The following is a 25668-nucleotide window of genomic DNA, read 5'->3' as shown; positions in this document are numbered from 1 at the left end:
GAAACATAAAGATCGAGCCAAACAGCAATATTAAGTACTAACTGACGACAGTTTTTATGTACTCACTGGGCGTTAAACCAAACTTCCCTTTAAATCGTTGGCTAAAACGGCCTTCCGATTGATAGCCACACAACTGCGCGAGTAACGCAACGTTGTATGAACCATTTTGCATCAGGTAGAGTGCGTGATTTAAGCGCACTTCTGCCAGCACTTCGCGATACTGAGTGCCCTCTTGCTTGAGTTTGCGTATCAACGTTGCTCGGCTCATAGCAAAGCGCTCAGCAACAAATTCCAAAGGGTGGTCATCGCCCGGAGAGCGTGACAGATAGCGGCTGAGTTTCTGACTGAACGAGGTATTGGAACTCGAGAAAAGCCGATGCAATAGTCCTCGCTCTGCTAACTGCTGATACAACCCCATCATCCAATAACGTTGCGTCGCTTCACTTAAACTTTCCCGTTCAAAAGAAAACAAGGCATTTAATGTCGCTTGCAGTGCTTTGTCTGTCTCCACCGCTGGGACGTAATTTCCCAATGCATTACTCATACTCAGCTCTAACATTTCATCGCTAGGTACGCAGTGAAAACTGAACATTCGTGAAAGAAAACGCCCTTGTTGAGGAAGGTTTTCAAAATTCAGCGAAGCGTTTGCTTCACAAAGCATGATGTTAGGATGAAGAATATCAAACGCTTCGTTTTTCCAAAACAGACGCTTACTCCCTTTAATGATCTGGATAATACTCGGGGAGTGAATCCTGACATTACGTAGCTTTTGCTGCTGCTCCGCACGAAACAGCGTCACTTGATATTGATGCCCCATCTTCTCCCCTTTCGTATTCAATTATCGTGTGTAAGTCGCGGTTAACTTCGCGTTGTCCAATGCAACACTATTCAACGTAAATCCCACAACCGCCGCTGGCGTGTTCTCATCCAAGTTCAACTTATCACTCGGCAGCGCCCAAACGGTAAACTGGTAGCGGTGCATACCATCTTTTTCTGGCGGACATGCGCCGCCAAAACCAGTAGTACCGTAATCGATACGAGACTCCTTACCGCCGAGCTTGCTGATATCAACGCCACGAGGCAGCTCGTTAACTGAGGCTGGAATATCAAACGCTATCCAATGCCAAAAACCACTGCCTGTTGGTGCATCAGGATCGTACGCGGTAATCGCAAAACTTTTTGTACCCTTTGGAACGTCTTTCCACATCAGTTGTGGAGACTGGTTCGCACCATCACATCCCCAACCTGAATATTCAAATGTCTTCGCCATTGGATGACCTTCTTGAATATCTTTGCTCGTTAGTTCAAAAGCATGGGCAGAGCCGATAACCAAAACGCTAAGGGCCAAAACAGACTTGTGAATCGCTTTCATGTGTTTATTCCTTTCAATGAGTTCAATTCAAGTCTATTCATCAACCCAAGCCAAGATACATCAATAAGTATCACAAAATATAAAACCATCGTCTATTTTGATACTTTAAGATTCAAACATAAATTTCTTATTCTCTGAGTTGCATCTGGTTTATGCTAACCAACCGCTCAGAGAACAAGGAAGACAAAATGGAACTGGATATCTACGTCGTTGACGCATTTACAGACACGCAATTTAAAGGCAACTCAGCCGCAGTCGTACCCTTGCAAGAATGGTTAGAACCAGAGCGAATGCAAAACATTGCAGCGGAAAACAACCTCTCTGAAACCGCGTTTGTTAAAGCGATTGGTACGAATCAATATGAAGTACGCTGGTTTTCGCCACTCACAGAAATCGACTTTTGTGGACATGCAACGCTCGCCGCTTCCATGGTGTTGTTCGATCAACTCGGCGTTACAGGAAGTATTGAGTTTCACACATTAAAAGTGGGCACCTTAACCGTAATTAAGAACGCACTTGGCAAGATTGAAATGACATTTCCGACAAGAGCGCCACACCCCGTCAACGCCATTCCTACGCAATTGATTGAGGGATTAAACTGCGAAATAACACACGTACTGCTTAGCCCACAAGCTTACTTCGTCATCGTGGAAGATGAGCAAACCGTTTTTGATGTTCAATATCGCTCCGACCAACTGAAACAACTCGCCCCTTACGATGTTGTCGTCACATCAAAAGGCAGTCAATACGACTTTGTATCTCGCTACTTTTGGCCAGCTAACGGCGGAGATGAAGACCCTGTCACAGGATCAATCCACGCAGGCTTAGCACCATATTGGGCGCAAGAGCTCGGCAAAGCATCTTTAGTGGCATATCAAGCATCAGCGCGTGGTGGCGTTCTGTACTGCGAAGTCAAAGAAAATTGCGTCAAAGTATCTGGTGATGGTGTGTTGTATATGAAAGGCAAAATTTACGTCTAACTGTACGTTGAAGATTGGCGTTAACTGTTTTTATCCTTGAGAGCCTAGCCGCCCGCTAGGCTTTTCTATTTCCTGCTGCTTCTGCGTTAGTCGTTACAAAGGTTGTTCGACAATACACACAGGAGAGCCTATCTCACAGTCATAACCCGTTGGGGTAATTTCACCCGTTTGAGGATTGCGACGAAAGCTCACCACATTGTTGGAATGTTGATTGGCAACCAGCAACCACTTTTGATCACGAGACAACACAAAATCTCGTGGAAAAGCCCCTTCACAGTGAATGGCTGCTCGCCTTTTTGGCGTATCGCCAGACACATCAAACACACTGATTTTGTTCTGAGCTCGGCAAGAGACATACAAAAACCTTTCATCTTGCGACAGACGAATGGCCGCAGCCGCTTGCTGATTATCTTCCCCTTCTAATAATTCTGTTTGATTCGAGATAAGCCATTTATCTTGGTGCTTAACCAGCACAATCAAGGTTTCTGACAGTTCGCAAACCACATACGCTGTCGACTCTTGTTGGTTAAACACCAGATGGCGCGGTCCCGAACCTGCGGGCAAATGAATCACTTGCGACAGTGAAAAATCCGGCGGCTGGGCATCGTAATCATAAATAAGGACGCTATCGCTGCCTAAGTCTACGACAACCAATTGATCACTGTGCTTTAAAAACGTGACTTGATGAGCGTGAGGAGAAGTTTGGCGCTCTAAATTCGGCCCGCATCCATCAACGTATAAATCCGCCAATAAACCAAGCGGTTTACCATCGCGATCCAATTGAAATACGCTAACATTTCCAGAGCCATAATTAGCAACCGCCAACAACGGTTCTTTGATATCCAAATGACACGGATAATCGCCATTAATCGGCAAAGAGGCGGATTCACTACCGCGAAAAAACGCGAGCTCTGCACCTTCATTTCTATCCATTTCGCTAAACGTATACAGCCCGTGTTCGGTGATCGTGAGATAGGACGGATTACGTTGAACAGCAACATCGTCAAGCCGAGTCAGTTCACCCGTTTCAGTGTTCAGCGATAGACGCGCAATGCCCGTGCTCGTACTCGGTGGGTTGGTGTAAGTGCCAATATAAAAATGCACGTGACCAGTTGTTGTCATGGATGGCCTTATATGAGTGATTCGTATTATTCAACACCTTGCCTATTGTCATGGCCGACCGCAATCCATTTTACGAATCAAACACTTAAAATGTGAAGTGATTTCTAATTCAGAATCAATTGACAACTTGCAGCCTCAACTAGCCTAGTGTTTATCGCTGGGCATTTAATTTTACTTATCAGGAAAAACCTGACCTCGTTCAAGGTTTTTTCATTCCACCTCGCGACAAGCTTGTTCCAACGCTAAGCCTCTCTATTTAAAAAGAATCGCTTGTAGATAAAATGCTAAGCTCTAAAAAGAAATCGTTATGGATGGCGATGAGCGACGGGTTAGCGGACTCAATCAACACGCTCCCGTTCGCAAGTTATCTATTCATGCATTACTTCTTCAAAGGAAGCACCGCACTATGAAGCGAATCATTTTTGGCACATTGGTTATTGCCCTTTTAAGCGCCTGTTCAAAAGATAACACGCACCAAGCGCTTGGCACCCTAGAGCGTGACCGCGTAACGTTTACTGCCACATCTAATGAGATAATTAGAGCCCTTCCTGTCAAAGAAGGCAGCTTGGTCAGTGAAGGGGAAGTGTTGGTTCAGCTCGATACTAAGAATCAACAAGCCGTTCTTGCACACGCCGTTGCCGAGCAAGCCAAAGCGGGAGCGTATTTGCTTAAATTGACCAATGGTGAACGCCCAGAAGACATTGCTGCCGCATCGGCACGCGTAGCCCGAGCGGAAGCGCAGCTCACCGAAGCGCAGAAAAACTATCAACGCAAAGCAGAACTGGTGCGTAAAAAGCTCATCAGCCAATCCGAAAAAGATTCCGCTCTTGCGGCAAGGGACTCTGCGAGAGCTGAATTAGACTCAGCAAAAGAAGAGTTCAGTAAGCTCACCGCAGGTTCTCGCCTAGAAGACATCGAACAAGCTAAAGCCGCTTTAATGGCGGCAAAAGCCGAAGTGGTGTTGCAAGAGCAGAAACTGGCAGAACTCACCATCACGGCCACGCGTGACGGTACGCTCGATAATTTGCCTTACAACCTTGGCGAACGCGTACCAGTGAACGGTGTGGTTGCCGTGATTCAAGCCAACCGCGTGCCGTATGCGCGAGTGTATGTTCCTGCCGATTATCGAATCGGGTTTATTCCTGGAAAAACCGTGACAGTGAATGTCGATGGCCTTGAGAGTCCATTACAAGGCACCGTTCGTTGGGTGGCTAGTGAGCCGTCATTCACGCCCTACTTCGCACTAACCGAAGAAGAACGTTCACGATTGATGTATCTAGCAGAAGTTGATTTACCTGAGTCTGCCAAAACGTTGCCGTCAGGTGTGCCTGCCCAAGTAGATTTGGTGGAGTAAGCCAATGACCGAGTATGCAATTCAAGCTCAAAATGTGGTCAAAAAGTTCGGCGACTTTACTGCTATCAATAACATCACACTCAACGTGCCCAAAGGCAGCATTTACGGATTTTTGGGGCCAAATGGTTGCGGTAAGTCGACCACCATTCGTGTGCTCACCGGCCTTCTCAGCCCAAGTGAAGGCAGTGTGGATGTGCTTGGGTTAGACATCCCAAAACAATCCGAACAACTGCGGCTCAAAATTGGCTACATGACACAAAAGTTCTCGTTGTACGACGACCTATCCGTTCAAGAAAACCTCGAATTTATTGGGCAAATTTTTGGTTTAAGCAGCAAATCGCTGAAAGAGCGGATAGAAGAGCAGCTCACCACTTACGGGTTGGATCAATTGCGCAAACAGCGCGTAAGCGGCATGAGTGGCGGACAAAAGCAGCGCCTTTCACTCGCCGCGGCGACCATGCACAAACCCGAACTGCTATTTTTGGATGAGCCGACATCCGCCGTTGACCCCGAAAATCGACGCGATTTTTGGGAGCAGTTGTTCGACTTGTGCGATCAAGGTACGACGATTTTGGTCACCACCCATTACATGGACGAAGCGGAACGCTGCCACCGTCTGGCGATCATGGAATCGGGCGAAATTCGTGCCGATGGCGAACCCGAACAGTTAATGGAACAGATGGGCGTTAATATCATTGAGGTGAAAGCCGACAAACTTCGTGAACTTAAAGAAAAGCTGATTCAACGTGACGAAGTTCGCTCTGCGGCGCAGTTGGGGATTCGTTTACGCATCCTTATCCACCAGCATGTCGAGCAGCCGATTGAATGGTTAAAGCAGACGTTTCCTGAACTTCAAAACGCTGAAATGAACCACGCTCGCCCAAGCTTAGAAGATGTTTTTGTCAGCGTGACAGGGAAAGGTCGCCAATGATGAAACCTATCGCTCGCATGAAAGCCGTCATGATCAAAGAGATTCGCCAACTTTCCCGTGACCGAATCACGTTTGGCATGGTGGTGATGATCCCGCTTATCCAGCTTTTGCTGTTCGGCTTCGCAATCAATACGGACATTCGAAACATTCCGGTAGGTGTTGTCGATCAAAGTGGCAGTACCGCCGGGCGGATCATTACCCAATCCGTAAAAGTCACTCAAGTGGTGGATATCAAAGAAACCTATGCCACCGCGCAAGAGGCTGAACAAGCGATTCAAGATGGTATTGTGCGCGCCGTGCTGATTTTGCCAAGCGATCTCACACAACGCATGATGCAAGGTCGGGAGCTTGGGCAGTGGATTGTGGATGGGTCAGATACCATGATCAGCTCGGCAATATTGTCGTTGCAAACCATGCCATTGACCGATTTTGATTTCGAGATTCGCCCAGCGCCAAGCAAAACATTCGAAGTCGCACTCTACTACAACCCAAGTCGGCGTTCTGCGGTCAACATCGTACCCGGCTTACTCGGTGTGATTCTCACCATGACGATGATTTTGTTCACCAGTGCCGCCATTGTACGAGAACGTGAACGGGGAAATTTGGAGCTATTGATCACCACGCCCATCCACTCGATAGAGCTAATGGTGGCGAAAATCGTGCCGTATATCTTTGTCGGCTTAATTCAGGTTTTCATCATTCTAGGGTTGGGACATTGGATTTTCGGCGTGCCGATTAACGGTGCAATCAGCCAAATTCTGTTTGGAACCTTGTTGTTTATCGCCGCCAGCTTAACTTTAGGATTGGTCATATCCACCATCGCCACAACTCAGCTTCAAGCCATGCAAATGACGGTGTTCATTCTTCTGCCTTCAATTCTGCTGTCTGGATTTATGTTCCCTTACGAGGGCATGCCAGTCGCAGCACAGTGGATTTCAGAAACCCTGCCCGCCACTCACTTTATGCGCATGATTCGAGGCATAGTGTTGCGAGGAGCGGATCTGATGGACTTATGGCGAGATACCCTTTGGTTGCTCGGGTTTACCGTATTTGGATTGGTCGTTGCGTCACTGAGGTTTAAGAAATCACTCGATTAAACTTGCCAATTTTTCTCTTTCGCAGAAACAAAAATAGCCTCGACAATGAGGCTATTTTTGTTTGGATATTCAAATTTAGTTTTACCGGACTTAACTAAGCAACTCACCTTAATAATATTCGCCGTACGAGCAGTCTCGTAAGTCTGAAATACTGTAGTTTTTCAAAGAGTTGATTTTAAAGTTAAACACCACCTGTTTACAGACGACACCTTCACGATCGGTATAGGTAATAAAGCCTTCACTGTAAGCACGTTTGCCATCAGAAGACGTAACATCGGCCACGAGTTCTAAATGCCCTTTGTGCGCCTCTACGCGATTCATCATCTCAAACACATCCATCCACTCTTCGCGATTTGCCATTTGTATCAACATGGATTTGGCCTGTGTTTCCAACTGCTGCGGATACACGTAATAACGGTTGTAACCAAAGTATGCGCACATCAGTAATAGAACGAGTGCAAATGAGGTTGTTCTTGTCATGCAAGCTGCCTCTTGTTGTTATAAAAATCCTGCTTCGTTAGTTCAGTATAGGAAGCAAGCAAAGTTTAGGTCATGGAACTTGCTCAAATAACAGAGAACAGTCAGAGAGAGTCAATTCTATGACAAGCTCAGCACAGGTTTAACTTATGCAACACAACAAATTCTAAGGGCTTTAACTATGGAATATGCACACCGATCTGGGTTGTCACCATGCGGTGATCTGAGCCTTGTGGTAAAGCAGAGGATTCACGAGAGCAGATGATTCGCTGTCCTTGCTCAGATTTTAGCCACAAATGATCAATGCCTATCATCATCGGCTCTGGCACGTTGATGCCTTTGATGTTAGTTGGCCAGCTCGTCACTGGCGCGGTTTGAAAACTCGGGAACAGCGTAGCAAAACGAGGGCTAACCGAGGAGAGATTGAAATCCCCCACAACCAACACCTCTGGCTCGGGATAAAGCGCGGTCAGCATTTCTATGGTTCGCACCAGCGCATTTCTTTGATGCCAAAGCTCGCTGGTTCTTGGTGACGGAGGATGAGCTGCAAACAAAGTGATCGGTGCTTGACCTTTAGGCAACCAAGCCGCTCTGATGACTTCTTGTCCATTTGGCGCACGATAAACCGAAACCTCCGTGATGGGGTGTCGGCTAAGAATCATCAAATTTGAAGGGTACCCCACGTCACGTTGGCCACCATAATAATGCGGATAGATATCATCCAACATGTGCAAAAGGCTGCCAACTCGCGGCGTCAGCTCTTGCATCACCACCAAATCAGCAGGATGCCTCAACAGATAGTTGATGAACTGATTGATGTCTGAGTTTTCGTAAAAAAGATTGAATTGAATGACGCTCAACGAGTGCGAGCAAGACGCCACATGGCTGCGCTGCGACGGAACAAGTAACGAGACAAACAAAATAGCGACAAAGGCAGAAAATGCACTTTGCAACCATCGACGAGTGATGAAAAACGCCGAGGCTAAAATAACGTAAGTGAACACAATGAAGGCGGGAATCGAGGTAAGATTCTCCGCCCACCAAATATGTTCAATTTGCCTGACCGCCAGCCAAATAAGAGCGGGTAGGAGCAATATGACCCACTTAAAAACGCTCGACACACGCACTGCTCGTTTCGCTATTACATATCATAAGCTTAAATGCAATTTCTCAACTCGCCAGTGCGTGAAGCGTTGATGTTAGACGTGGTGTACCGCCTCCTCGACAGGCTCTTGTTGAGCGGCCGTTTCACTGATTTCAATCTTAACCGCTGCGACTTTGAATTCAGGAATTTTCGCATGCGGGTCCGTTGCCGTGGTCGTCAAGCGGTTGACTGGCGACTCGACGAAATGGAACGGGATAAACACGACGCCTTTTTGCATTCGCTTAGTCACAAACGCATCAATTTCGATGCTGCCACGACGAGTCGACACTTTTAGGCGCTGACCATTATGGATACCAATTGCTTCGGCATCTTCAACACTGATCATCGCTCTTGGCCCAGCAAGGTTATCCAACCCTTTCGTTTTGCGTGTCATCGTACCGGTATGGAACTGTTCTAGCACACGCCCTGTTGTAAGCACCAAAGGATACTCTTCATCAGGCAACTCGGCTGCATAACGGAACGGCACGCCCACCATTTGCCCTTTCCCTCGGGTAAATTGGGTTTGGTGCATGATACGAGTACCGTTTGGATTGTTCTTGTTACTTGGCCATTGAACACCGTTCGGCGTGATCGCGTCCCAACGCAACCCTGCATATTGCGGCGTTACACGCGCGATTTCGCTAGTGATTTCAGAAACACACTGGTAATGCCAATCGCTGCCCATCGCGTTTGCGATCGCTTGAATGGTCCACCAATCTTCTTTCCCCTCACCCGGCGCTTTCACTGCCGCATTAACGCGCTGCACGCGTCGCTCAGTATTGGTGAAGTGACCGGATTTTTCCGCAAATGAACAAGAAGGCAATACCACATCCGCGTACTGCGCCGTCTCGGTGAGGAAGATGTCTTGCACGACCAAGAAGTCGAGTGCTTCCAACCCTTCAATCACGTGTGCTTGGTTTGGATCGCTCAGTACTGGGTTTTCGCCCATGATGTACATCCCGCGAACTTCTCGTTTGCACGCCGCATCGATGATTTCCGTTAGGGTAAGCCCTTGCTCAGAAGGTAAGTTCGGCGCATCCCACTCAATCGCGAATTTCTGACGAACAATCGGGTTATACACTTTTTGGTATCCCGGATAACAGTTCGGCAATGCGCCCATATCACACGCACCTTGTACGTTTGATTGACCGCGCAGTGGGTTAATACCACCACCCTCAATACCGATGTTGCCACACAACAATTGCAGGTTTGCAATCGAACGAACGTTGTCGTGCCCTGTTGTATGCTGGGTAATACCCATTGAGTAATACACCGCAGTGCGTTTTGCCGTACCAATCATTCGCGCCATCGCGAAAATATCGTCCGCTTTTACGCCCGTAACTAACTCAACTTTGTCGAGGTTGTACGCTGGCGACATAACCTCTTGAAGCAAGGTATCAAAGCCGTCGACGCGCTCTTCGATGTATTCTTGATCATACCAACCATTTTTGATGATTTGCTGCATCACGCCGTTGAGCAACATAACATCCGTGCCCGGTCGATGCGCTAAGTACAGCTCTGCATGTTCGGCCATGTCCACTCGTTTCGGGTCTGCCACAATCAAGCGTGCCCCGTGATGGCGAATCGCCTGTTTGATGTGCGAAGCGATGATCGGGTGCGCAGATGTGGTGTCAGAACCGATAATAAAGATCACATCGGAATGCTTAATGCTTGGAATGTCGTTGGTCATCGCACCACTACCCAGCGATGCCTCAAGCCCAGTCACACTCGATGCGTGACACAAACGTGCGCAGTGATCAACGTTGTTCGTACCAAGTTCACGACGGATGAATTTTTGAAACGCGTAGTTATCTTCGTTAGTGGTTTTCGCTGAAGAGAATCCGGCCAGTGCGTTGCTACCAAAATCTTGCTTGATGGTCGAAAGCTTCGAAGCCACGAGCTGAATCGCTTCATCCCAACTTGCTGGCTGCAACCAACCATCTTTACGAATCAGTGGTGTCGTTAAACGCTCTTCGCTGCTAATGAAATCAAAACCAAAACGGCCTTTCACGCACAGCATACCTTGGTTAACCGGCGAATCCGCCCCTTTTACATAGCGGATTTTGTTTTGTTGCTCATCGACAAACATGGTCAACTTACAACCCACACCACAATAGGTACAAATGGTATCGACGGCTTTTAGGTATTCAGTCCTACCTTGAGAACGGTCACGGCTGTCCACCATCGCGCCCGTTGGACACGCCTGAACACACGCCCCACATTGCACGCATTTTGAATCGCTCATGAGCGTCAAACCGCTACAACTTGCGCCTTTTTCATCGGAGCGGAATCGTGGACGATCATCTGGTCGTAAAGCTGGTCGGCCATTTTTATCCGACACAAAACTCAACACACCATGTACCGCTTGCTCGCGGCATGCTTGAACACACTGACCACAACTGATGCAGCGGTTAGCATCAAATTCAATGAACTCAGAACTGCGGTCTACTTCGTATTTATGACGAAGATCTTTCGCTCGCAAATCGAGCCAACCTTGATGACCAATCACGCTAGCAGAGGAAACGTCCACGGAAACATCGAAATGTTGCTCGGCATGATATTCCGTTGAGTAATCTCGCAAGGCACAGTCGGTATTCGCTTGACAACCACACTCTAAGCAGCGCGCCGCTTCTTTCATGGCCTCTTCGTTATCAAAGCCCAGTTCCACTTCAGCAAAACTCTGCTCACGCTGCGCTGGGGTCAACTCTGGCATGATTGAACGAGCAACTTTTTGGATATTTTCGAAATGAAGTGGGTCTACCTGCGCCAGTTTTTTCTCTTTACGAGAGTTGAACGCAGGTTTCGGCATATCCGCCATATCGCCATTGAGGAACAGATCAATCGCTTTTGCCGCAACTCGCCCATCTCCCACCGCTTCAACCGCTGTTGCAGGACCACGACGAAAATCACCGATACTGAAGATATTGCCCGTACCCGTGTGCATGGTTTGCGCATCGGATTCAGATGTGTTCCAACGCGTTAGAGGAATGGACAGCTCATCGTTTTCTAAGAAGCTGAGATCCGGCTTTTGCGATACCGCTGCAATCACGGTATCAAATGCTTCAGTAAAGAACTCACCCGTTGGTTTCGGGCTACGACGACCAGACGAATCTGGCTCACCTAACGCCATTCGTTCTAATCGAATTGCCTTCACGCGGCCGTTTTCATCCGCGATGTTTTCCGCCGGATTCGTCAAGAAATGGAACTTCACGCCCTCATGTTCAGCTTCGACGATTTCGTAGTCTTCGGCCGGCATTTCGTCGCGAGTTCGACGATAGATCAAAGTGGTATCGGCACCCGCACGACGCGCCGTACGCGCGCAGTCGATCGCAGTGTTACCACCACCAATCACGGCAACTTTTTTGCCCGTAACGTAGTTTTGTTCTGTAACGTAATCTTTCAGGTAATCAACACCGAGATAACAACCGTCCAAGTCGCTACCAGAATAATTCATTTCTACCGCTTGAGACGCCCCCACTGCCAAACAGACAGCATCGTAGTCTTCACTCAATTGAGACAGCGTAAAATCAACCCCAAGCTTTTTGTTGGTTTCAACTTGCATGCCGTTGCGGCACATCAGTTCGATTTCTTTGTCTAGAATGTCTTTGGGTAGGCGATATTCAGGAATGCCGTAGCGTAGCCAACCGCCTGCTTTTGGCATGGACTCAAATACGGTGACGTCATAACCTTCATTCGACAAGTAATAACCTGCCGTTAAGCCACCGGGGCCACTACCAACAACGGCGATCTTGCGATGCTTCGCTGGTTTTTTCTCTGGGACATACGCTTCATGCGCCGCTAGATCTGCATCTGCGGCATGGCGTTTGAGTTGGCGAATGGCAATCGGCTCATCCACCAAAGAACGGCGACACTCACTTTCGCAGAATGCCGGACACACGCGCCCAATAGACAACGGCATTGGCAGTGTGCGTTTAATAACTTCAATCGCTTTTTGATGATCGTTTTGCGAGATATGGTAGAGATAAGATTGGATGTCTACCCCAGCAGGACACGCCGTTTTGCATGGAGCTTCACAGTCTGCGTAGTGGTCCGTCATGATTCGGTTGAGCGCTTTTCTGCGGTGCTCACTCAGTTGTTCTGATTGTGTGACGACATTGAGACCGCGGTACACTTTGAGATCACAGGCGCGCTTAGTTCCGCCACTTTCCACTTCGACCACACACAAATCACACGGAATTTTCTCGTTACTTTTGTTCATTCCGCACAGTGAAGGGATTTCGACCCCGCACACTTTGGCTGCTTCCAGAAGGGTTAGCCCCTCTTCTACAATTCTATATTTTCCATCGATGACAATTTCTATCATACAACCCCCGAAGCAGGCACACTAAACCTTACATTCTATAAGGATAAACCCTACCATGGAAAGTTCGTGTGACAAAAAACTCACTAGCGAGATATTTCTTAGCGATTAATATGTCCAATTGACTTTAAGATGTAGAACTCATTATCTCGAAGTGGGTTCGGTATAATCCTTGACTTTACCCCTAGGGTAACCTTTATTATTTAAGGGTTACTCGATATATAAGCTCATTTTGACTGGAAACCGTATGCGTCTGAAATCATTGCATACAATTTGGCTAACGTTATGTACAACGCTGATACTGCTGGTATCTAGCGTGGTTAACAGCGCGCCTTTAATGAGCCTAAAAATGATGTCGAGTGATGCCATGATGTCTGTTCACATGACGGAAATGGCAAGCGAGAACGATCACTGCGGCTCCCCGAGTATGAGCATGGAGATGGCCTCATCGTTGAGCTCCGACTCTGCAGAGATGACCATGAGCTGTGTTGATGGCTCCGGTATGATCCACAATTGCTGTACAGCATCTTGCTCATTCGTTTTTGTCCCATTACCAGCCACTGACAACCAGCTCTCCCCATTGGCTTGTCGCGCATCCATTGCCTCAGAAATTACCGCACCAGTGGTACAAGTCACCCATGATTTGTATCGGCCTCCGATAGTTTAATCCATACAAAGCATTCGACCCTGCATCGCTTTGCAGGCAGTTTCTTTGCGCCCAACTGATAGCGTGCTCACCTCAGCTATTCGCTCGTAACTCCATTTGTTACCTGCTATTTAGCGATAAAAAAGTGCGTCATCCGTTTGGCAAATACCAACGCTCTCCCGCTCGGTTCAATCGATCCCGAAACGCAAAAGAGCTTGGTATCAATTTGGATGTAAATTATGGAATTCAACCCAAATCGCTTAGTGGCACCAGTATGCTCACTGGCTCTGGTTGCCCTACCTGCTTTCAATGTGGTGGCGCAATCGCCAACCAATACGAAAGCACAACAAGAAGCGCAAGCTCAATCAATCCAAGCCCAATCAACCAATGAGCTAGCAAACCTCATTAGCATCGCGTTGAGCAACGATGGCAACCGCAAGCAATTCTATGCTCAATCGGAAGCGATGCGTGAAACAGGCGTAGCCAGCGCAACCTTGATGGACCCGAAACTGAAAGTCGGTTTTGGTGGTTTGCCTGTCGATAGCTTCAAATTTGACGAAGATCCGATGACCAATATCTCCGTCGGTTTGATGCAACAATTCGAACGTGGCTCGACGCTCAACCTTCAACAAAAGAAAGCCAATCAACAAGCCGATGGTTTGTCTCTGCAAGTTCACGCACGGGAGCTTGAAGTGGCAAACAGCATGACTCAGCTTTGGTTGGAGTTGGGCTATCAGCAGAAAGCAGAGCAAATTTTGCTAGAAAACCGTCGGCTCATGACGGAGATGGAAAACTTCATTCAAACCAATTACTCAATCGGCAAAAGCGAAGCGCAAGATTTACTGAATGCACAGCTTCAAGTGAGTAAGTTGGATGAAAAGCTGCAAGCCAACGCACAAATGCAGCGCCGTTTGGTCTCGCAACTCTCAGAATGGCTGGGCTCTGACTGGCTCAATACCTATACCCAAAACGGACGCTCAACACTTCAAGCCAGCAACACACTGACTTGGGCGTCATTAAACCAAAAGTTGTCTGCAAATAGCGAAACGACCAAGCACTACCAACAGTTGAGTGATCACCCGATGGTGAAAATGGCAGACGTAAGTATTTCTGCCAATGAAACTCAAGTGGACATTGCAGAGCAAGCTTACACGCCTCAATTCGGTGTGGAAGTGATGTACGCTTATCGTCAAGCCAACAATATGAAAGGCGAACCTGCATCGGATTTGGTGAGCGCGTATCTAACAATGGACATTCCCCTGTTCACTGGTAATCGCCAAGACCGCAACTTAGCCGCCGCGCAGTATCAAGTGGGTGCTGCTCGCTCACAAAAAGATACGTTACTGACTCAGATGAACGCGAAGGTCAACACATTGCTGGTTGATCGCGCTAACTTGAGTCAGCGTTTAGAGCGTTATCAATCCACCTTACTTCCCCAAGTTCAAGCTCGTATTCACGCGGTAGAAAGGGGTTATCAAAACAACACCGCACAGTTTAACGATGTGATCATGGCAAGCACAGACGAGCTGGCGCTAAAGCTCGAACAGCAACGTCTTATTACCGATTTAAACATCGTAAACAGCAACTTAGCGGCTTTATTGGGTGGTTTCGAATATCAAGTATCCACACCCAACATCACGCCTGAAGCAAGCGCGAACTAAAACAAAAACATGAGAGAACCCAAGTTTGGGGACGATGGCGAATGCACACCAATAAGCAATCAACATCGCTGTCATGCCTCATGGGGAAAATAAGGAATTAGGAATGAGTTCAAATTCAATCAAGATAGCAACCATCGCTCTGCTTGTTGGCGGGGCACTAGGGTTTGGCGTTAATCAGTACCTATCTGGTGCAAACCACGACATGAGCGGCACAGGCGGTAGCGCGGCGAGCAGCTCAAACGAGCCACTCTATTGGGTTGCTCCAATGGATCCAAATTATAAGCGCGACAAACCGGGCAAATCGCCAATGGGCATGGACTTGATCCCAGTGTACGCTGAAGATCTCGCGGGTGAACAAGACAAACCCGGCACGGTAAAAATTGACCCATCAGTTGAAAACAACTTAGGTGTAAAAACTGCTCAAGTCTCTTTAGAGCAACTTTCACCTCGGATTGAAACTGTCGGCTATATCGCGTTTGACGAAAGTCATTTGTGGCAAACCAACGTTCGCGTGGCCGGCTGGGTTGAAAAGCTTTACATCAATGCCGTGGGTGAAAAGGTCAAAAAAGGCGATGTGCTGTTCACGCTGTACTCGCCTGAGCTAGTCAAAGCACAAGAAGAGCTGCTGAACGCCTACCGAACTGGGCGTAATGGCCTGGTGAAAGGCGCGACAGAACGTTTAGTGACACTGGGTGTTGATCGTTCTCAAATCAGAGCCATCACTCAACGCGGGAAAGCATCGCAAACTATTGAAATTAAAGCTCCGGAAGATGGAGTCATCGCGAGTTTGAACGTTCGTGAAGGTGGTTACCTATCCCCTGCTCAAGCGGTAATCAGCGCGGGCCCACTTGAAAACGTATGGGTGGATGCCGAAGTATTTGAGCGCCAAGCTCACTGGATGAAAGCAGGAAGTAGCGCCACTATGACGCTTGATGCTATTCCAGGCAATGAATGGAAAGGGGTTGTCGACTACGTATACCCTATTCTGGATCCTAAAACTCGTACCTTGCGTGTACGCCTCAAGTTCCCTAACCCGAATGGCGATCTTAAACCCAATATGTTTGCCAACATTGCCCTTCAACCAGTCACTGATAACGCGGTTATGACGATTCCTAAGTCTTCCGTTATTCGATCCGGCGGTATGACCCGAGTCGTGTTGTCTGAAGGCGATGGTAAATACCGCTCAACGCGCATCAAAGTTGGGCGTGAAGCCGACGACAAAATCGAGGTGCTACAAGGTCTGTCTCAAGATGATCGCATCGTAACCTCTGCACACTTTATGTTGGATTCGGAATCGAGCCAAACGGCTGATCTATCCCGTATTTCATCACCTACTGAAGCCAAAGTAGAAACAGTTTGGGCTAAGGGTGAAATCACCGATGTGATGAAAGATCACCGTATGTTGACCATTAATCATCAGCCCGTAGCAGAGTGGGATTGGCCGGGTATGGTCATGAACTTTACCCTCGCAGATGACGTTGATGTGGGCACTCTGCAAAAAGGCCAAGCTATCGAGTTTGAAATTCAGAAAACAGAGTCCGGTCAATATGAAGTCGTTGATTACAAAGCCGATGACAGCGTTGTCGTGACTGACGTATGGATTACCGGAGATATCAGCATGTTGATGGCGGATTTTGGGATGATAACTCTCAACCACCTCCCAGTTGCAGAATGGAACTGGGAGGCAGGAGAGATGAACTTCTCTGTGGGTGATGAAGTGGATCTATCCGGATTCAAAGAAGGTCAGAAAGTCCGATTTCTAGTTGAAAAACAAGGAGCTGACTACGTCTTGAAGCAACTTGAAGCGGTTGAGGGCTAACTATGATTGGAGCAATAATCCGTTGGTCGATCAAAAACCGTTTCATGGTTTTGATCGCAACCTTAGCACTTGTTTTAACCGGACTTTACAGTGTAAAGAATACACCTGTAGACGCCATTCCGGATCTTTCTGATGTTCAGGTGATCATCAAAACAAGCTACCCAGGCCAAGCACCTCAAGTAGTTGAAGATCAAGTTACTTACCCACTAACCACCGCCATGCTCGCCGTACCAGGAGCGGAAACCGTTCGTGGTTATTCATTCTTTGGTGACTCATATGTTTATATCATTTTTAACGATGATACCGACATGTATTGGGCACGTTCGCGTGTTTTAGAGTACCTAAGCCAAGTAGCACCTAAATTACCACCGAGTGCAAAACCGACATTAGGACCAGATGCAACGGGTGTGGGCTGGGTCTACAGCTATGTACTGCAAGATAAAACAGGCAACCATGATCTTGCTGATCTACGCAGTATGCAAGACTGGTTCTTGAAATATGAGCTGCAAACCGTCGATGGCGTCTCTGAAGTCGCAACCGTTGGCGGTATGGTGAAACAATATCAAGTTCAGATTGACCCAGCTAAGCTACGTGCTTACAACCTGACACTGCAACAAGTGAACATGGCGATCCAAAACGGCAATCAGGAAACGGGCGCCTCTGTTGTTGAAGTAGCAGAAGCGGAACATATGGTTCGCACTACAGGTTACCTAACGAGTATTGAGGATATTGAATCACTCCCGCTCAAAGTGACAGAGAAAGGTACACCGCTCTTATTGGGCGACATTGCTGACATCAACTTAGGTCCGCAAATGCGTCGCGGCATCTCTGAGCTTAACGGCGAAGGTGAAGCGGTTGGTGGCGTTATTGTCATGCGATTCGGCGAAAACGCGAGTGAAGTCATCAGCAAAGTTAAAGACAAACTGGAAGATTTACAGCGCAGCTTACCGGATGGTGTAGAAATCGTGCCTACTTACGATCGCTCCACGCTGATTAACGCTGCCGTAGAAAACTTGTGGAAGAAATTGGCGGAAGAATTCATCGTCGTGGCGGTTGTTTGTGCCCTTTTCCTATTTCACATCCGTTCATCTTTGGTTATCGCACTGAGCTTGCCCGTCGGTATTTTATCCGCGTTTATCGTCATGCATTCTCAAGGCATTAATGCCAACATCATGTCGCTCGGGGGATTGCCATCGCCATCGGTGCTATGGTGGATGGTGCCATCGTGATGATAGAAAACGTTCACAAGCATATTGAACGAACGCCTCTCACGGATAAGAACCGCTGGCAAGTGATTGGCAAAGCCGCTGAAGAAGTGGGCGCGCCCCTGTTCTTCTCACTGCTTATCATCACGTTAAGCTTTGTGCCAGTGTTTGCACTGGAAGGTCAAGAAGGCAAGATGTTCTCCCCTCTCGCCTTTACTAAGACTTATGCCATGGCCGCTGCGGCAGGTTTGGCAATTACCCTCGTACCTGTGCTCATGGGTTATTTCATCCGTGGCAACGTATTACCAGAGCATAAGAATCCAGTAAATAGAGGCTTAATTGCGCTGTATCGCCCGTTGCTGAATACCAGCCTCAAGTATCCTAAGAGTATGATCGTTATCGCTTTAGGCCTAATGGCGTCAGCTTACTATCCAACCAGTCAACTGGGTAGCGAGTTCATCCCACCATTGGATGAAGGCGACTTGATGTACATGCCGACTACGTATCCGGGAATCTCGATTGGTAAAGCACGTGAACTAGTTCAGCAAACTAACAAACTGATCAAAACCGTACCGGAAGTCAAAACGGTTTGGGGCAAGATTGGCCGTGCAGAAACGGCTACCGACCCTGCGCCACTCACTATGATTGAAACGGTAATTCAGCTAAAACCTCACGATCAATGGCGTGAAGGCGTGACGACAGAGTCGTTACGCAAAGAGTTCGATGAACTGATTCAGTTCCCGGGACTCACCAACGCATGGGTAATGCCGATCAAAACGCGTATCGACATGCTTGCGACGGGCATTAAAACGCCAATTGGGATCAAAATCGCAGGCCCAGACCTGAAAGAAATCGAAAAGATTGGCGCGCAGTTAGAACCTATCTTGAACAACGTTCGCGGCACTTCATCGGTTTATGCGGAGCGTGTCGCGGGTGGCCGTTACGTGACGATTGATATCAAACGCCGCGCAGCTGCGAGATATGGATTGAGCATCAAAGACGTTCAGCAAGTCATCTCAACCGCTGTCGGTGGTATGAATGTTGGAGAAACCATTGAAGGCTTGGAACGCTACCCGATTAACGTCCGCTATCCGCAAGATTACCGTGACTCTGTGGTTAAACTGCAAAACCTACCACTGGTAACCCCCAACGGCGCACGCATCGCACTCGCAGACGTGGCAGATATTCGTTATGAGGATGGCCCACCGATGATCAAAACCGAAAACGCGCGTCCAAACGGTTGGGTTTTCGTGGATATCGAAGGTCGTGACCTGGGCTCATACGTCGTGGAAGCACAACAAGTAGTAGCAGATCAACTTGAATTACCTGCGGGTTATTCGCTGGCTTGGTCAGGTCAGTACGAATACATGGAACGCGCCAAAGACCGCTTAAGTGTCGTAGTACCAATCACTATTGCGATCATCATGATGCTACTTTACTTCAGCTTCCGCCGTGTGGGTGAGGTGCTGATCATCATGCTGACGCTGCCTTTAGCAATGGTTGGTGGCTTATGGCTGATGCATTATCTGAACTACAACTTCTCTATTGCCGTGGGGGTTGGGTTTATCGCCCTCGCCGGCGTTGCGGTGGAGATAGGCGTCATCATGCTGGTGTATCTCAACCAAGCATGGCACCACCGAAAACTGGATGCAGAAGAGAAACAACGACCACTTCAAGCGCGGGATCTTACAGACGCAATTCGCGAAGGCGCTGGCTTGCGTGTGCGGCCTGTCATGATGACCGTATTAACGGTAATCATTGGTCTTATTCCAATCATGTACGGACAGGGGACTGGCTCTGAAGTGATGCAACGCATCGCTGCACCGATGATTGGTGGCATGGCCTCTGCCCTGCTGTTAACGCTGCTTGTGTTACCTGCCATCTTCAAGCTGTGGAAACAGCGTGAAGTGAAATCAACTCAACACCAAGATAAATAACAACGAGCGCCATTATTCAGAGAGTAATGGCGCGATAGCTCATTGATAGTAAAGGAAATCAATATGAAAAAGACTCTTATCTCTCTTGCTCTAACCATGGTATCGGGTGGCGTATTTGCTCAAATAGATAACTCAAACATGAACCACGAAAATATGGAGCATGGTCAAATGGATCACGGTTCCATGAACATGGATAAAATGCCGATGGATCATGGAAAAATGGACCGCGGTAAAATGGATCATTCTGGTATGAGCGGCATGCCGGGCATGTCAGCGGTTGGTATGCCTGCAAATGGCGCAAAACCAGACAAAGTCGTTCATGTACTCTTAACGGATGATATGAAAATTACATTCAAAAAAGACGTGACAATTGAACCGGATGATGTGGTTCAATTTGTGGTAATGAATACTGGCAAAATCAATCACGAATTTACCATTGGCTCAGCAGAAGAACAGCTTAAACACCGTGAAATGATGAAAACCATGTCTGGCGATCACATGCATGACTCCGGCAATGCGGTCACTGTTGAACCAGGCAAAGCGAAACAACTCCTGTGGCACTTCCATGGCGATAAAAATGTAGAGTTCGCGTGTAATATCCCCGGACATGCAGAAGCCGGCATGGTCAAAAAAGTGGAACTGTAGTAAGACCGGATTAACGCATTAACACGGTTCATAGACGTTAAATATAAATAAAAAGGAGCTAATATCAGCTCCTTTTTATTTCGCCCCAAATACTAGACTATCGCATCACAAACAGCTCTTCATGATAGTGGTGTTCTGTATCAAAACGATATGCCTCTAACTCTTTTTTCAGGGTTCGAGAAAGTACCTCCGGTCCACAGAAATAAAACTCATAACGCGATAAGTCGCCGCATTCCTTCGCAATTCGTTCAACATTAAGTCGAGGTGAAACCGAAGTATCTATCACGTTAAGTTTCACTTGTGCCTGACGCGCGGCATTCCATAGTTCATCCACTAAATGACTATCTAAGCCACGTGTGCAATAAAACAAATGCACTGGCGGATGTCTTTTTAACGCTTTCAATGAAGATAAGATAGCAAAGAACGACGCTATCCCGACACCACCAGCAACCCAAACTTGCGGCTTGTTGACATCAAACTCTAAACGCCCATACGGTCCTTCAACAACAACCTCATCGCTCGCTTTCACGCGCTGGTACAAATTGGTCGTGAAATCGCCTAGCTCTTTGATCAAAAAGCGAATCTCTGGATCGTGCTCACCTGAAACAATCGTAAACGGATGCGGATCTTCATTACCAAAACGAACATAAGCAAACTGCCCGGCTTTGTGTCCTTGCCAAGGTTTTCCTTGGCCGTTATTGCCTGGCGCCAAAACCAGCTCCATCACTCGCGCTTGAGGGAAGTAGCGAGTCGACACCACTTTGGCAGGATGGCGATTCGCTCGCCCGACGAAGCCAAACAAGCTATAAACGGCAGCTGCAGAGCCCATCAATGCAAAACCTAAAGCGACAAAATGAATGGGTTCGCCCCAGTACGCGTGCTTGATCAGCAAAACGGAGTGAACAGCAACCATCAGATACACCACCGCCATTAAACGATGGGACAACTTAAACGGTTTGTATTTAACAACAGTCCAGAGTGACACTGCCAGCAATACCAATAACAAATAAAAGCCCCACTCACCTAAATCCAAGCCTACATCACGCAGTTCTTTAACCCATAACTCCAAACCAACGAAGTTATTGCCTGATGGCCCCGCTCCAGTGTGTTTTACTGGTTTTTCCAACCAACCAGCAGCAACGAGCCACTTCGGCACTTTATACATAAGCCAATGGATCACACCCAAACTGACGCCTGCTATACCTAACCACTTGTGTACTCGATATGCCTTGTCCATGCCATGAACCCATTGCTCTATCACAGGTAAGCGCAGCGCCAGCACCATCGCAATAGACATCAAAGCTAACGACAAAACACCAGAATATTGAATAAGCGCGGAGCGCCATTGGAAGAATTGGGTCGAGGACAGCAGTTGCGGTTCACTCATCCACCACAACACAGACACGGCGGCAACTATCATCCATACAAAATTTCGTACAGTTTTCATGAACATCACTCTCAAATTGACGACAACTCTAGTTTAGTTTTTCTAGCGTAATGCAACGTCAATATTCGTAAAGTTGAGTAAACCCACAATATAATTAAGGTCAATAACAAACTTGGAGGTATTGCGCAGAATCCTACAAAAAATCGACATGGATTTAACAGTGGTTAGAGTATTCGCTCGTTATAGTTTGCGTAACATCGCCACAGTGCGAACCAAAACCAAAATGAAGAACACGACGCATGAAAAAGTTATTTTTGTTGGCTGGGCTAATGGTTTGCTCAACCCTAAGTTACGCTTCCCAACTGAATGAAGACATTTCTCTCATCGAACAACAAACCTCAAGCAGGGTTGGGGTCTCGGTTTGGGATACGCAAACCGATGAGCGCTGGGATTACCGTGGCGATGAACGCTTCCCACTCATGAGCACATTCAAAACCTTGGCTTGCGCCACAATGCTAAGTGATATGGACAGCGGTAAGCTAAGTAAAAATGCGACCGCGAAAGTCGATGAGCGCAGCATCGTTGTGTGGTCTCCAGTGATGGACAAACTCGCAGGCCAAAACACACGCGTAGAACACGCTTGTGAAGCTGCGATGTTGATGAGTGATAATACTGCTGCCAACTTAGTATTGAATGAAATCGGCGGCCCTAAGGCCGTTACAATGTTTCTGCGATCAATTGGTGATAAAGCGACGCGCCTAGATAGATTAGAACCACGTTTAAACGAAGCGACACCGGGAGACAACCGCGACACAACCACACCTAACGCCATGGTAAACACTCTGCGAACCTTGATTGAAGGAGAAACGTTGTCTTACGAGTCTCGCGTGCAATTAAAAATCTGGATGCAGGACAACAAGGTTTCAGACTCGTTAATGCGTTCAGTATTACCAACAGGTTGGTCTATCGCCGACCGCTCTGGTGCGGGTGGTCACGGTTCGCGCGGTATTAACGCAATCATATGGAAGGAAAACCATCGTCCTGTTTACATTAGTATCTATGTCACAGAAACCGAGCTATCACTTCAAGCCAGAGACCAGCTCATCGCGCAAATCAGTCAGTTGATTTTACAGAAATACAAAGATAATTAATTCACTGCTTACGTATTTACTTTCCTAAGTTCACCCTCTTTGCCCTTCTCTTCCCTGAAGGGCTTCTTATTCTTTGGTTCTACCTCAAAAACACCCCTTATTGAGTAATGACTTACTTATAAATAGGTATAACATTTATTCATTTAGGCGTGAGTTAACGCCCACATTAAGCAATTGAACACACATAGATGGCGATAAATAAACCATAATCTTACGTAGAAACGCATTTTTCTTGAAAATAGCTTCGTGTAACTTATTGTTGGTATTTGCAACATCGCAAGGAGATGTCTATTGAGACTTGAAAGAACTTTTAACCCTGATGACTTATCGATGCAGAACATGGAAAGTCCGATCTGTATGCCGATAGGGTTTGTTCACTTTTTAGCTCAATCGGAAACATTGCAGCAGGTGCTCGATACAGTCGCAGAATGGATAAATCGTATATTCAATTCCGACCGCGCGAGTATCACGCTTTATGAAAATGATGATCATCTAAAGGTCTACTCTTTCTCTGGTAATAAAGCGATTCCGGCTGAATTCTTGGTACCTATTCACCGAGCTTTTGTTGGCCGAGTGTTCAAAAAGCAACAACTGATGATCTGTGACGATGTCACTCAATCTGATGAGGTCGATTGTGTGATGCTGGCATCCAATGGCATGGGGACGTGTATGGATGCACCTTTAATGCACGGTAAAGTCTGTTTGGGCACGCTTAATGTTGCACATCATCAAACGCACACTTATACAAACGAACAAGCGGCACAGCTTCAGTGCATTGCTAACTGGATTGCTTTAAACATTGCTCTTCATATACAAATTATGAAAATGGAGCATCTCGCCACAACGGATGATCTGACTGGCATTCCAAACCGCAGAGAATTCATGCGACAAATCGAAAGCCGCTTGACTGAATACCGTACCCAAGGCATTGACTTCCATGTTGCTATTCTAGATTTAGACAACTTTAAGAGCCTTAATGATCGGTTTGGTCATGATGCTGGCGATAAATCGCTGATCCATGCAGTCAACACCATTCAAAGTCATCTACTTGACTGTGACTTACTTGCCAGAGTTGGCGGTGAAGAGTTTGCCATCGTACTAAGAAGCCGCTCATCGCAAGAAGCCCTAAACACATTAGAAACGATTCGCAATGCGCTAGAAACTACGACGATTCAACACTCAGGTCGTGATATGAGCTTTACCGCTAGTATTGGTGTAACTCAAGTCTGTAGCTTGGATGACTCGTTTGAACCACTCGTAAAACGCGCCGACTTAGCCCTTTACAAAGCCAAAGAAACCGGTAGAAACCGTGTTGAGGTTCATAAAACAGAAGAAAACTAGAAAAGAGAGTGATAAAAAAGGTAGCGACTTGTTGCGCTACCTTTTATAAATTCTAACCCGCCTAAAATAAGTAATACGAACTTTAAGCCAGTTTAGAAATAAGAGTGAGCAAATTTAATTATGCTTTCTTAAGATCTTTAGCTGGGTAAGTTAGCGTTTTCTCGCCTGCTTTTACGTGTGTGTAAAAACCGCCACTGCTTAAACCTGTAACAACCATTTCGCCAAGATCGATACCTTTAGTCGCTACTACTACGTCACCGATTGAAAACATATTGAATACCTTGTTTATTTAGATTAAGACACTAAGTCGTTGCGCGGTATTTAATATGATATTAGGCAAACCACCTAATCGAATTTTTTATCGTAAAGATTAATTTTTATTTGTCGTGAACTCTAAGTTTCCATATTGAAAAAACCACAATATTTCCCAAAAACAGATGCGCTATTCTTGTTAAATACGTTAAGATTTTCTAGCATCAATTGCGGAGGTTTACTCCGCCTCATTGGAGATAAATGATGAAGAAAGGCCTAAAAATGCGTGCACTAGAACGCTCTGATTTGCGCTTTATTCACGAACTAAATAACAACCGAAATATCATGGCCTACTGGTTCGAAGAGCCTTATGAATCTTATGATGAGCTCGAAGAACTTTACCGAAAACATATACATGATGACGCAGAAAGACGCTTTGTGGTTGAAGATGAAGACGGCATAGTGATTGGATTGGTCGAACTTATTGAGATCAACTACATTCACCGAAGCGCTGAGTTTCAGATAATCATCGCCCCAGAGCATCAAGGACGAGGTTATGCGACAGAGATGATTAATCGAGCATTGGATTACTCCTTCTCGATTCTTAATCTACGTAAAATATACTTATTGGTCGCAGTGGATAATGAAGTCGCTATTCATTTATATAAGAAATGTGGTTTTATTGAAGAAGGCCATTTAGTAGAAGAATACTTTATTAACGGAGCCTATAGCGATGTTAAGCGTATGTATATATTAAAACACCAATATCAGAAAAAGATCGAAGAAAAGAACGCGATTCACTAATTTATTCCATCAAAGTAAAAAC

The 25668-nt window shown here is 46.8% G+C and carries 19 protein-coding genes and 1 pseudogene; 12 read left to right on the top strand and 8 right to left on the bottom strand.

Going from position 1 to position 25668, the window contains the following annotated elements; translation table 11 throughout:
* Positions 1 to 37: 37 nt before the first annotated feature.
* Positions 38 to 817, bottom strand: coding sequence for a helix-turn-helix transcriptional regulator (locus tag J8Z23_RS23560; protein ID WP_005391234.1), 780 nt, complete (start codon positions 815 to 817; stop codon positions 38 to 40).
* A gap of 21 nt (positions 818 to 838) precedes the next feature.
* Positions 839 to 1372 (bottom strand): YbhB/YbcL family Raf kinase inhibitor-like protein, encoded by a 534-nt coding sequence (locus J8Z23_RS23555; RefSeq protein WP_005391235.1) that lies wholly within the window; start codon positions 1370 to 1372, stop codon positions 839 to 841.
* Between the two features lie 188 nt (positions 1373 to 1560).
* Between J8Z23_RS23555 and J8Z23_RS23550 the strand changes: the two genes are divergently transcribed.
* Complete coding sequence (locus tag J8Z23_RS23550; RefSeq protein WP_434635494.1) at positions 1561 to 2352, top strand: PhzF family phenazine biosynthesis protein; 792 nt, start codon at positions 1561 to 1563, stop codon at positions 2350 to 2352.
* Between the two features lie 93 nt (positions 2353 to 2445).
* Here the strand turns inward: J8Z23_RS23550 and J8Z23_RS23545 are convergent, their stop codons facing one another.
* Positions 2446 to 3474: a lactonase family protein gene (locus tag J8Z23_RS23545; protein ID WP_434635493.1), complete on the bottom strand. Its 1029-nt coding sequence runs from the start codon at positions 3472 to 3474 to the stop codon at positions 2446 to 2448.
* A 406-nt stretch (positions 3475 to 3880) separates the two neighbouring features.
* Between J8Z23_RS23545 and J8Z23_RS23540 the strand changes: the two genes are divergently transcribed.
* From J8Z23_RS23540 to J8Z23_RS23530, 3 genes are read left to right on the top strand one after another with little or no spacing between them, the layout of a single operon-like run.
* Positions 3881 to 4828 (top strand): HlyD family secretion protein, encoded by a 948-nt coding sequence (locus J8Z23_RS23540; RefSeq protein WP_005391241.1) that lies wholly within the window; start codon positions 3881 to 3883, stop codon positions 4826 to 4828.
* A gap of 4 nt (positions 4829 to 4832) precedes the next feature.
* Positions 4833 to 5759, top strand: coding sequence for an ABC transporter ATP-binding protein (locus J8Z23_RS23535; RefSeq protein WP_005482690.1), 927 nt, complete (start codon positions 4833 to 4835; stop codon positions 5757 to 5759).
* On the top strand, positions 5759 to 6856 hold the full coding sequence (locus J8Z23_RS23530) for an ABC transporter permease (RefSeq protein WP_195744147.1): 1098 nt from the start codon (positions 5759 to 5761) through the stop codon (positions 6854 to 6856). Before J8Z23_RS23535 ends, J8Z23_RS23530 begins: the two co-directional genes overlap by 1 nt.
* A gap of 108 nt (positions 6857 to 6964) precedes the next feature.
* Here J8Z23_RS23530 and J8Z23_RS23525 read toward each other — a convergent pair whose 3' ends face one another.
* The 3 genes from J8Z23_RS23525 to fdhF all read right to left on the bottom strand — a co-directional run bounded on the left by J8Z23_RS23525 (position 6965) and on the right by fdhF (position 12801).
* A complete protein-coding gene (locus tag J8Z23_RS23525; RefSeq protein WP_005391248.1) occupies positions 6965 to 7336 on the bottom strand; it encodes a hypothetical protein in 372 nt (123 codons plus the stop codon).
* Between the two features lie 176 nt (positions 7337 to 7512).
* Positions 7513 to 8460 (bottom strand): endonuclease/exonuclease/phosphatase family protein, encoded by a 948-nt coding sequence (locus J8Z23_RS23520; RefSeq protein WP_434635491.1) that lies wholly within the window; start codon positions 8458 to 8460, stop codon positions 7513 to 7515.
* Between the two features lie 72 nt (positions 8461 to 8532).
* The gene (fdhF, locus tag J8Z23_RS23515) at positions 8533 to 12801 is read right to left on the bottom strand and encodes a formate dehydrogenase subunit alpha (protein WP_434635490.1); all 4269 of its coding nucleotides are present in this window, start codon (positions 12799 to 12801) and stop codon (positions 8533 to 8535) included.
* Positions 12802 to 13045: 244 nt separating this feature from the next.
* On the opposite strand from fdhF, the gene J8Z23_RS23510 reads away from it, so the two are divergent.
* The 5 genes and pseudogenes from J8Z23_RS23510 (at position 13046) to copI (ending at position 20711) form a co-directional block, all read left to right on the top strand.
* Positions 13046 to 13465 (top strand): hypothetical protein, encoded by a 420-nt coding sequence (locus tag J8Z23_RS23510; RefSeq protein ID WP_164665794.1) that lies wholly within the window; start codon positions 13046 to 13048, stop codon positions 13463 to 13465.
* A gap of 218 nt (positions 13466 to 13683) precedes the next feature.
* Positions 13684 to 15105 (top strand): TolC family protein, encoded by a 1422-nt coding sequence (locus J8Z23_RS23505; protein WP_017447881.1) that lies wholly within the window; start codon positions 13684 to 13686, stop codon positions 15103 to 15105.
* 103 nt (positions 15106 to 15208) lie between these two features.
* A complete protein-coding gene (locus tag J8Z23_RS23500; RefSeq protein WP_253657944.1) occupies positions 15209 to 16924 on the top strand; it encodes an efflux RND transporter periplasmic adaptor subunit in 1716 nt (571 codons plus the stop codon).
* A 2-nt stretch (positions 16925 to 16926) separates the two neighbouring features.
* A pseudogene (locus J8Z23_RS23495) lies at positions 16927 to 20066 on the top strand (efflux RND transporter permease subunit).
* A gap of 63 nt (positions 20067 to 20129) precedes the next feature.
* Complete coding sequence (gene copI / locus J8Z23_RS23490) at positions 20130 to 20711, top strand: copper-resistant cuproprotein CopI (protein ID WP_434635487.1); 582 nt, start codon at positions 20130 to 20132, stop codon at positions 20709 to 20711.
* A gap of 97 nt (positions 20712 to 20808) precedes the next feature.
* Here copI and J8Z23_RS23485 read toward each other — a convergent pair whose 3' ends face one another.
* Positions 20809 to 22158, bottom strand: coding sequence for a ferredoxin reductase family protein (locus J8Z23_RS23485; protein WP_301659265.1), 1350 nt, complete (start codon positions 22156 to 22158; stop codon positions 20809 to 20811).
* Between the two features lie 239 nt (positions 22159 to 22397).
* On the opposite strand from J8Z23_RS23485, the gene blaCARB reads away from it, so the two are divergent.
* Together blaCARB and J8Z23_RS23475 are read left to right on the top strand one after the other, a co-directional pair.
* On the top strand, positions 22398 to 23249 hold the full coding sequence (gene blaCARB / locus J8Z23_RS23480) for a CARB family carbenicillin-hydrolyzing class A beta-lactamase (RefSeq protein WP_170891967.1): 852 nt from the start codon (positions 22398 to 22400) through the stop codon (positions 23247 to 23249).
* Positions 23250 to 23540: 291 nt separating this feature from the next.
* Positions 23541 to 24590: a sensor domain-containing diguanylate cyclase gene (locus J8Z23_RS23475; protein WP_006742172.1), complete on the top strand. Its 1050-nt coding sequence runs from the start codon at positions 23541 to 23543 to the stop codon at positions 24588 to 24590.
* Between the two features lie 118 nt (positions 24591 to 24708).
* Here J8Z23_RS23475 and J8Z23_RS23470 read toward each other — a convergent pair whose 3' ends face one another.
* On the bottom strand, positions 24709 to 24861 hold the full coding sequence (locus J8Z23_RS23470; RefSeq protein ID WP_005375418.1) for a hypothetical protein: 153 nt from the start codon (positions 24859 to 24861) through the stop codon (positions 24709 to 24711).
* Between the two features lie 245 nt (positions 24862 to 25106).
* On the opposite strand from J8Z23_RS23470, the gene speG reads away from it, so the two are divergent.
* Positions 25107 to 25646 carry a spermidine N1-acetyltransferase gene (gene speG, locus J8Z23_RS23465; protein WP_041853120.1) on the top strand — a complete coding sequence of 180 codons (540 nt, stop codon included), beginning with the start codon at positions 25107 to 25109 and terminating at the stop codon, positions 25644 to 25646.
* Positions 25647 to 25668: the final 22 nt, after the last annotated feature.

Origin of the sequence: Vibrio sp. SCSIO 43086 (genome assembly GCF_051132235.1) — a bacterium.
GTDB classification, from domain to species: Bacteria; Pseudomonadota; Gammaproteobacteria; order Enterobacterales; family Vibrionaceae; genus Vibrio; species Vibrio diabolicus.
This window is presented reverse-complemented; position numbering and strand designations above follow the sequence as displayed.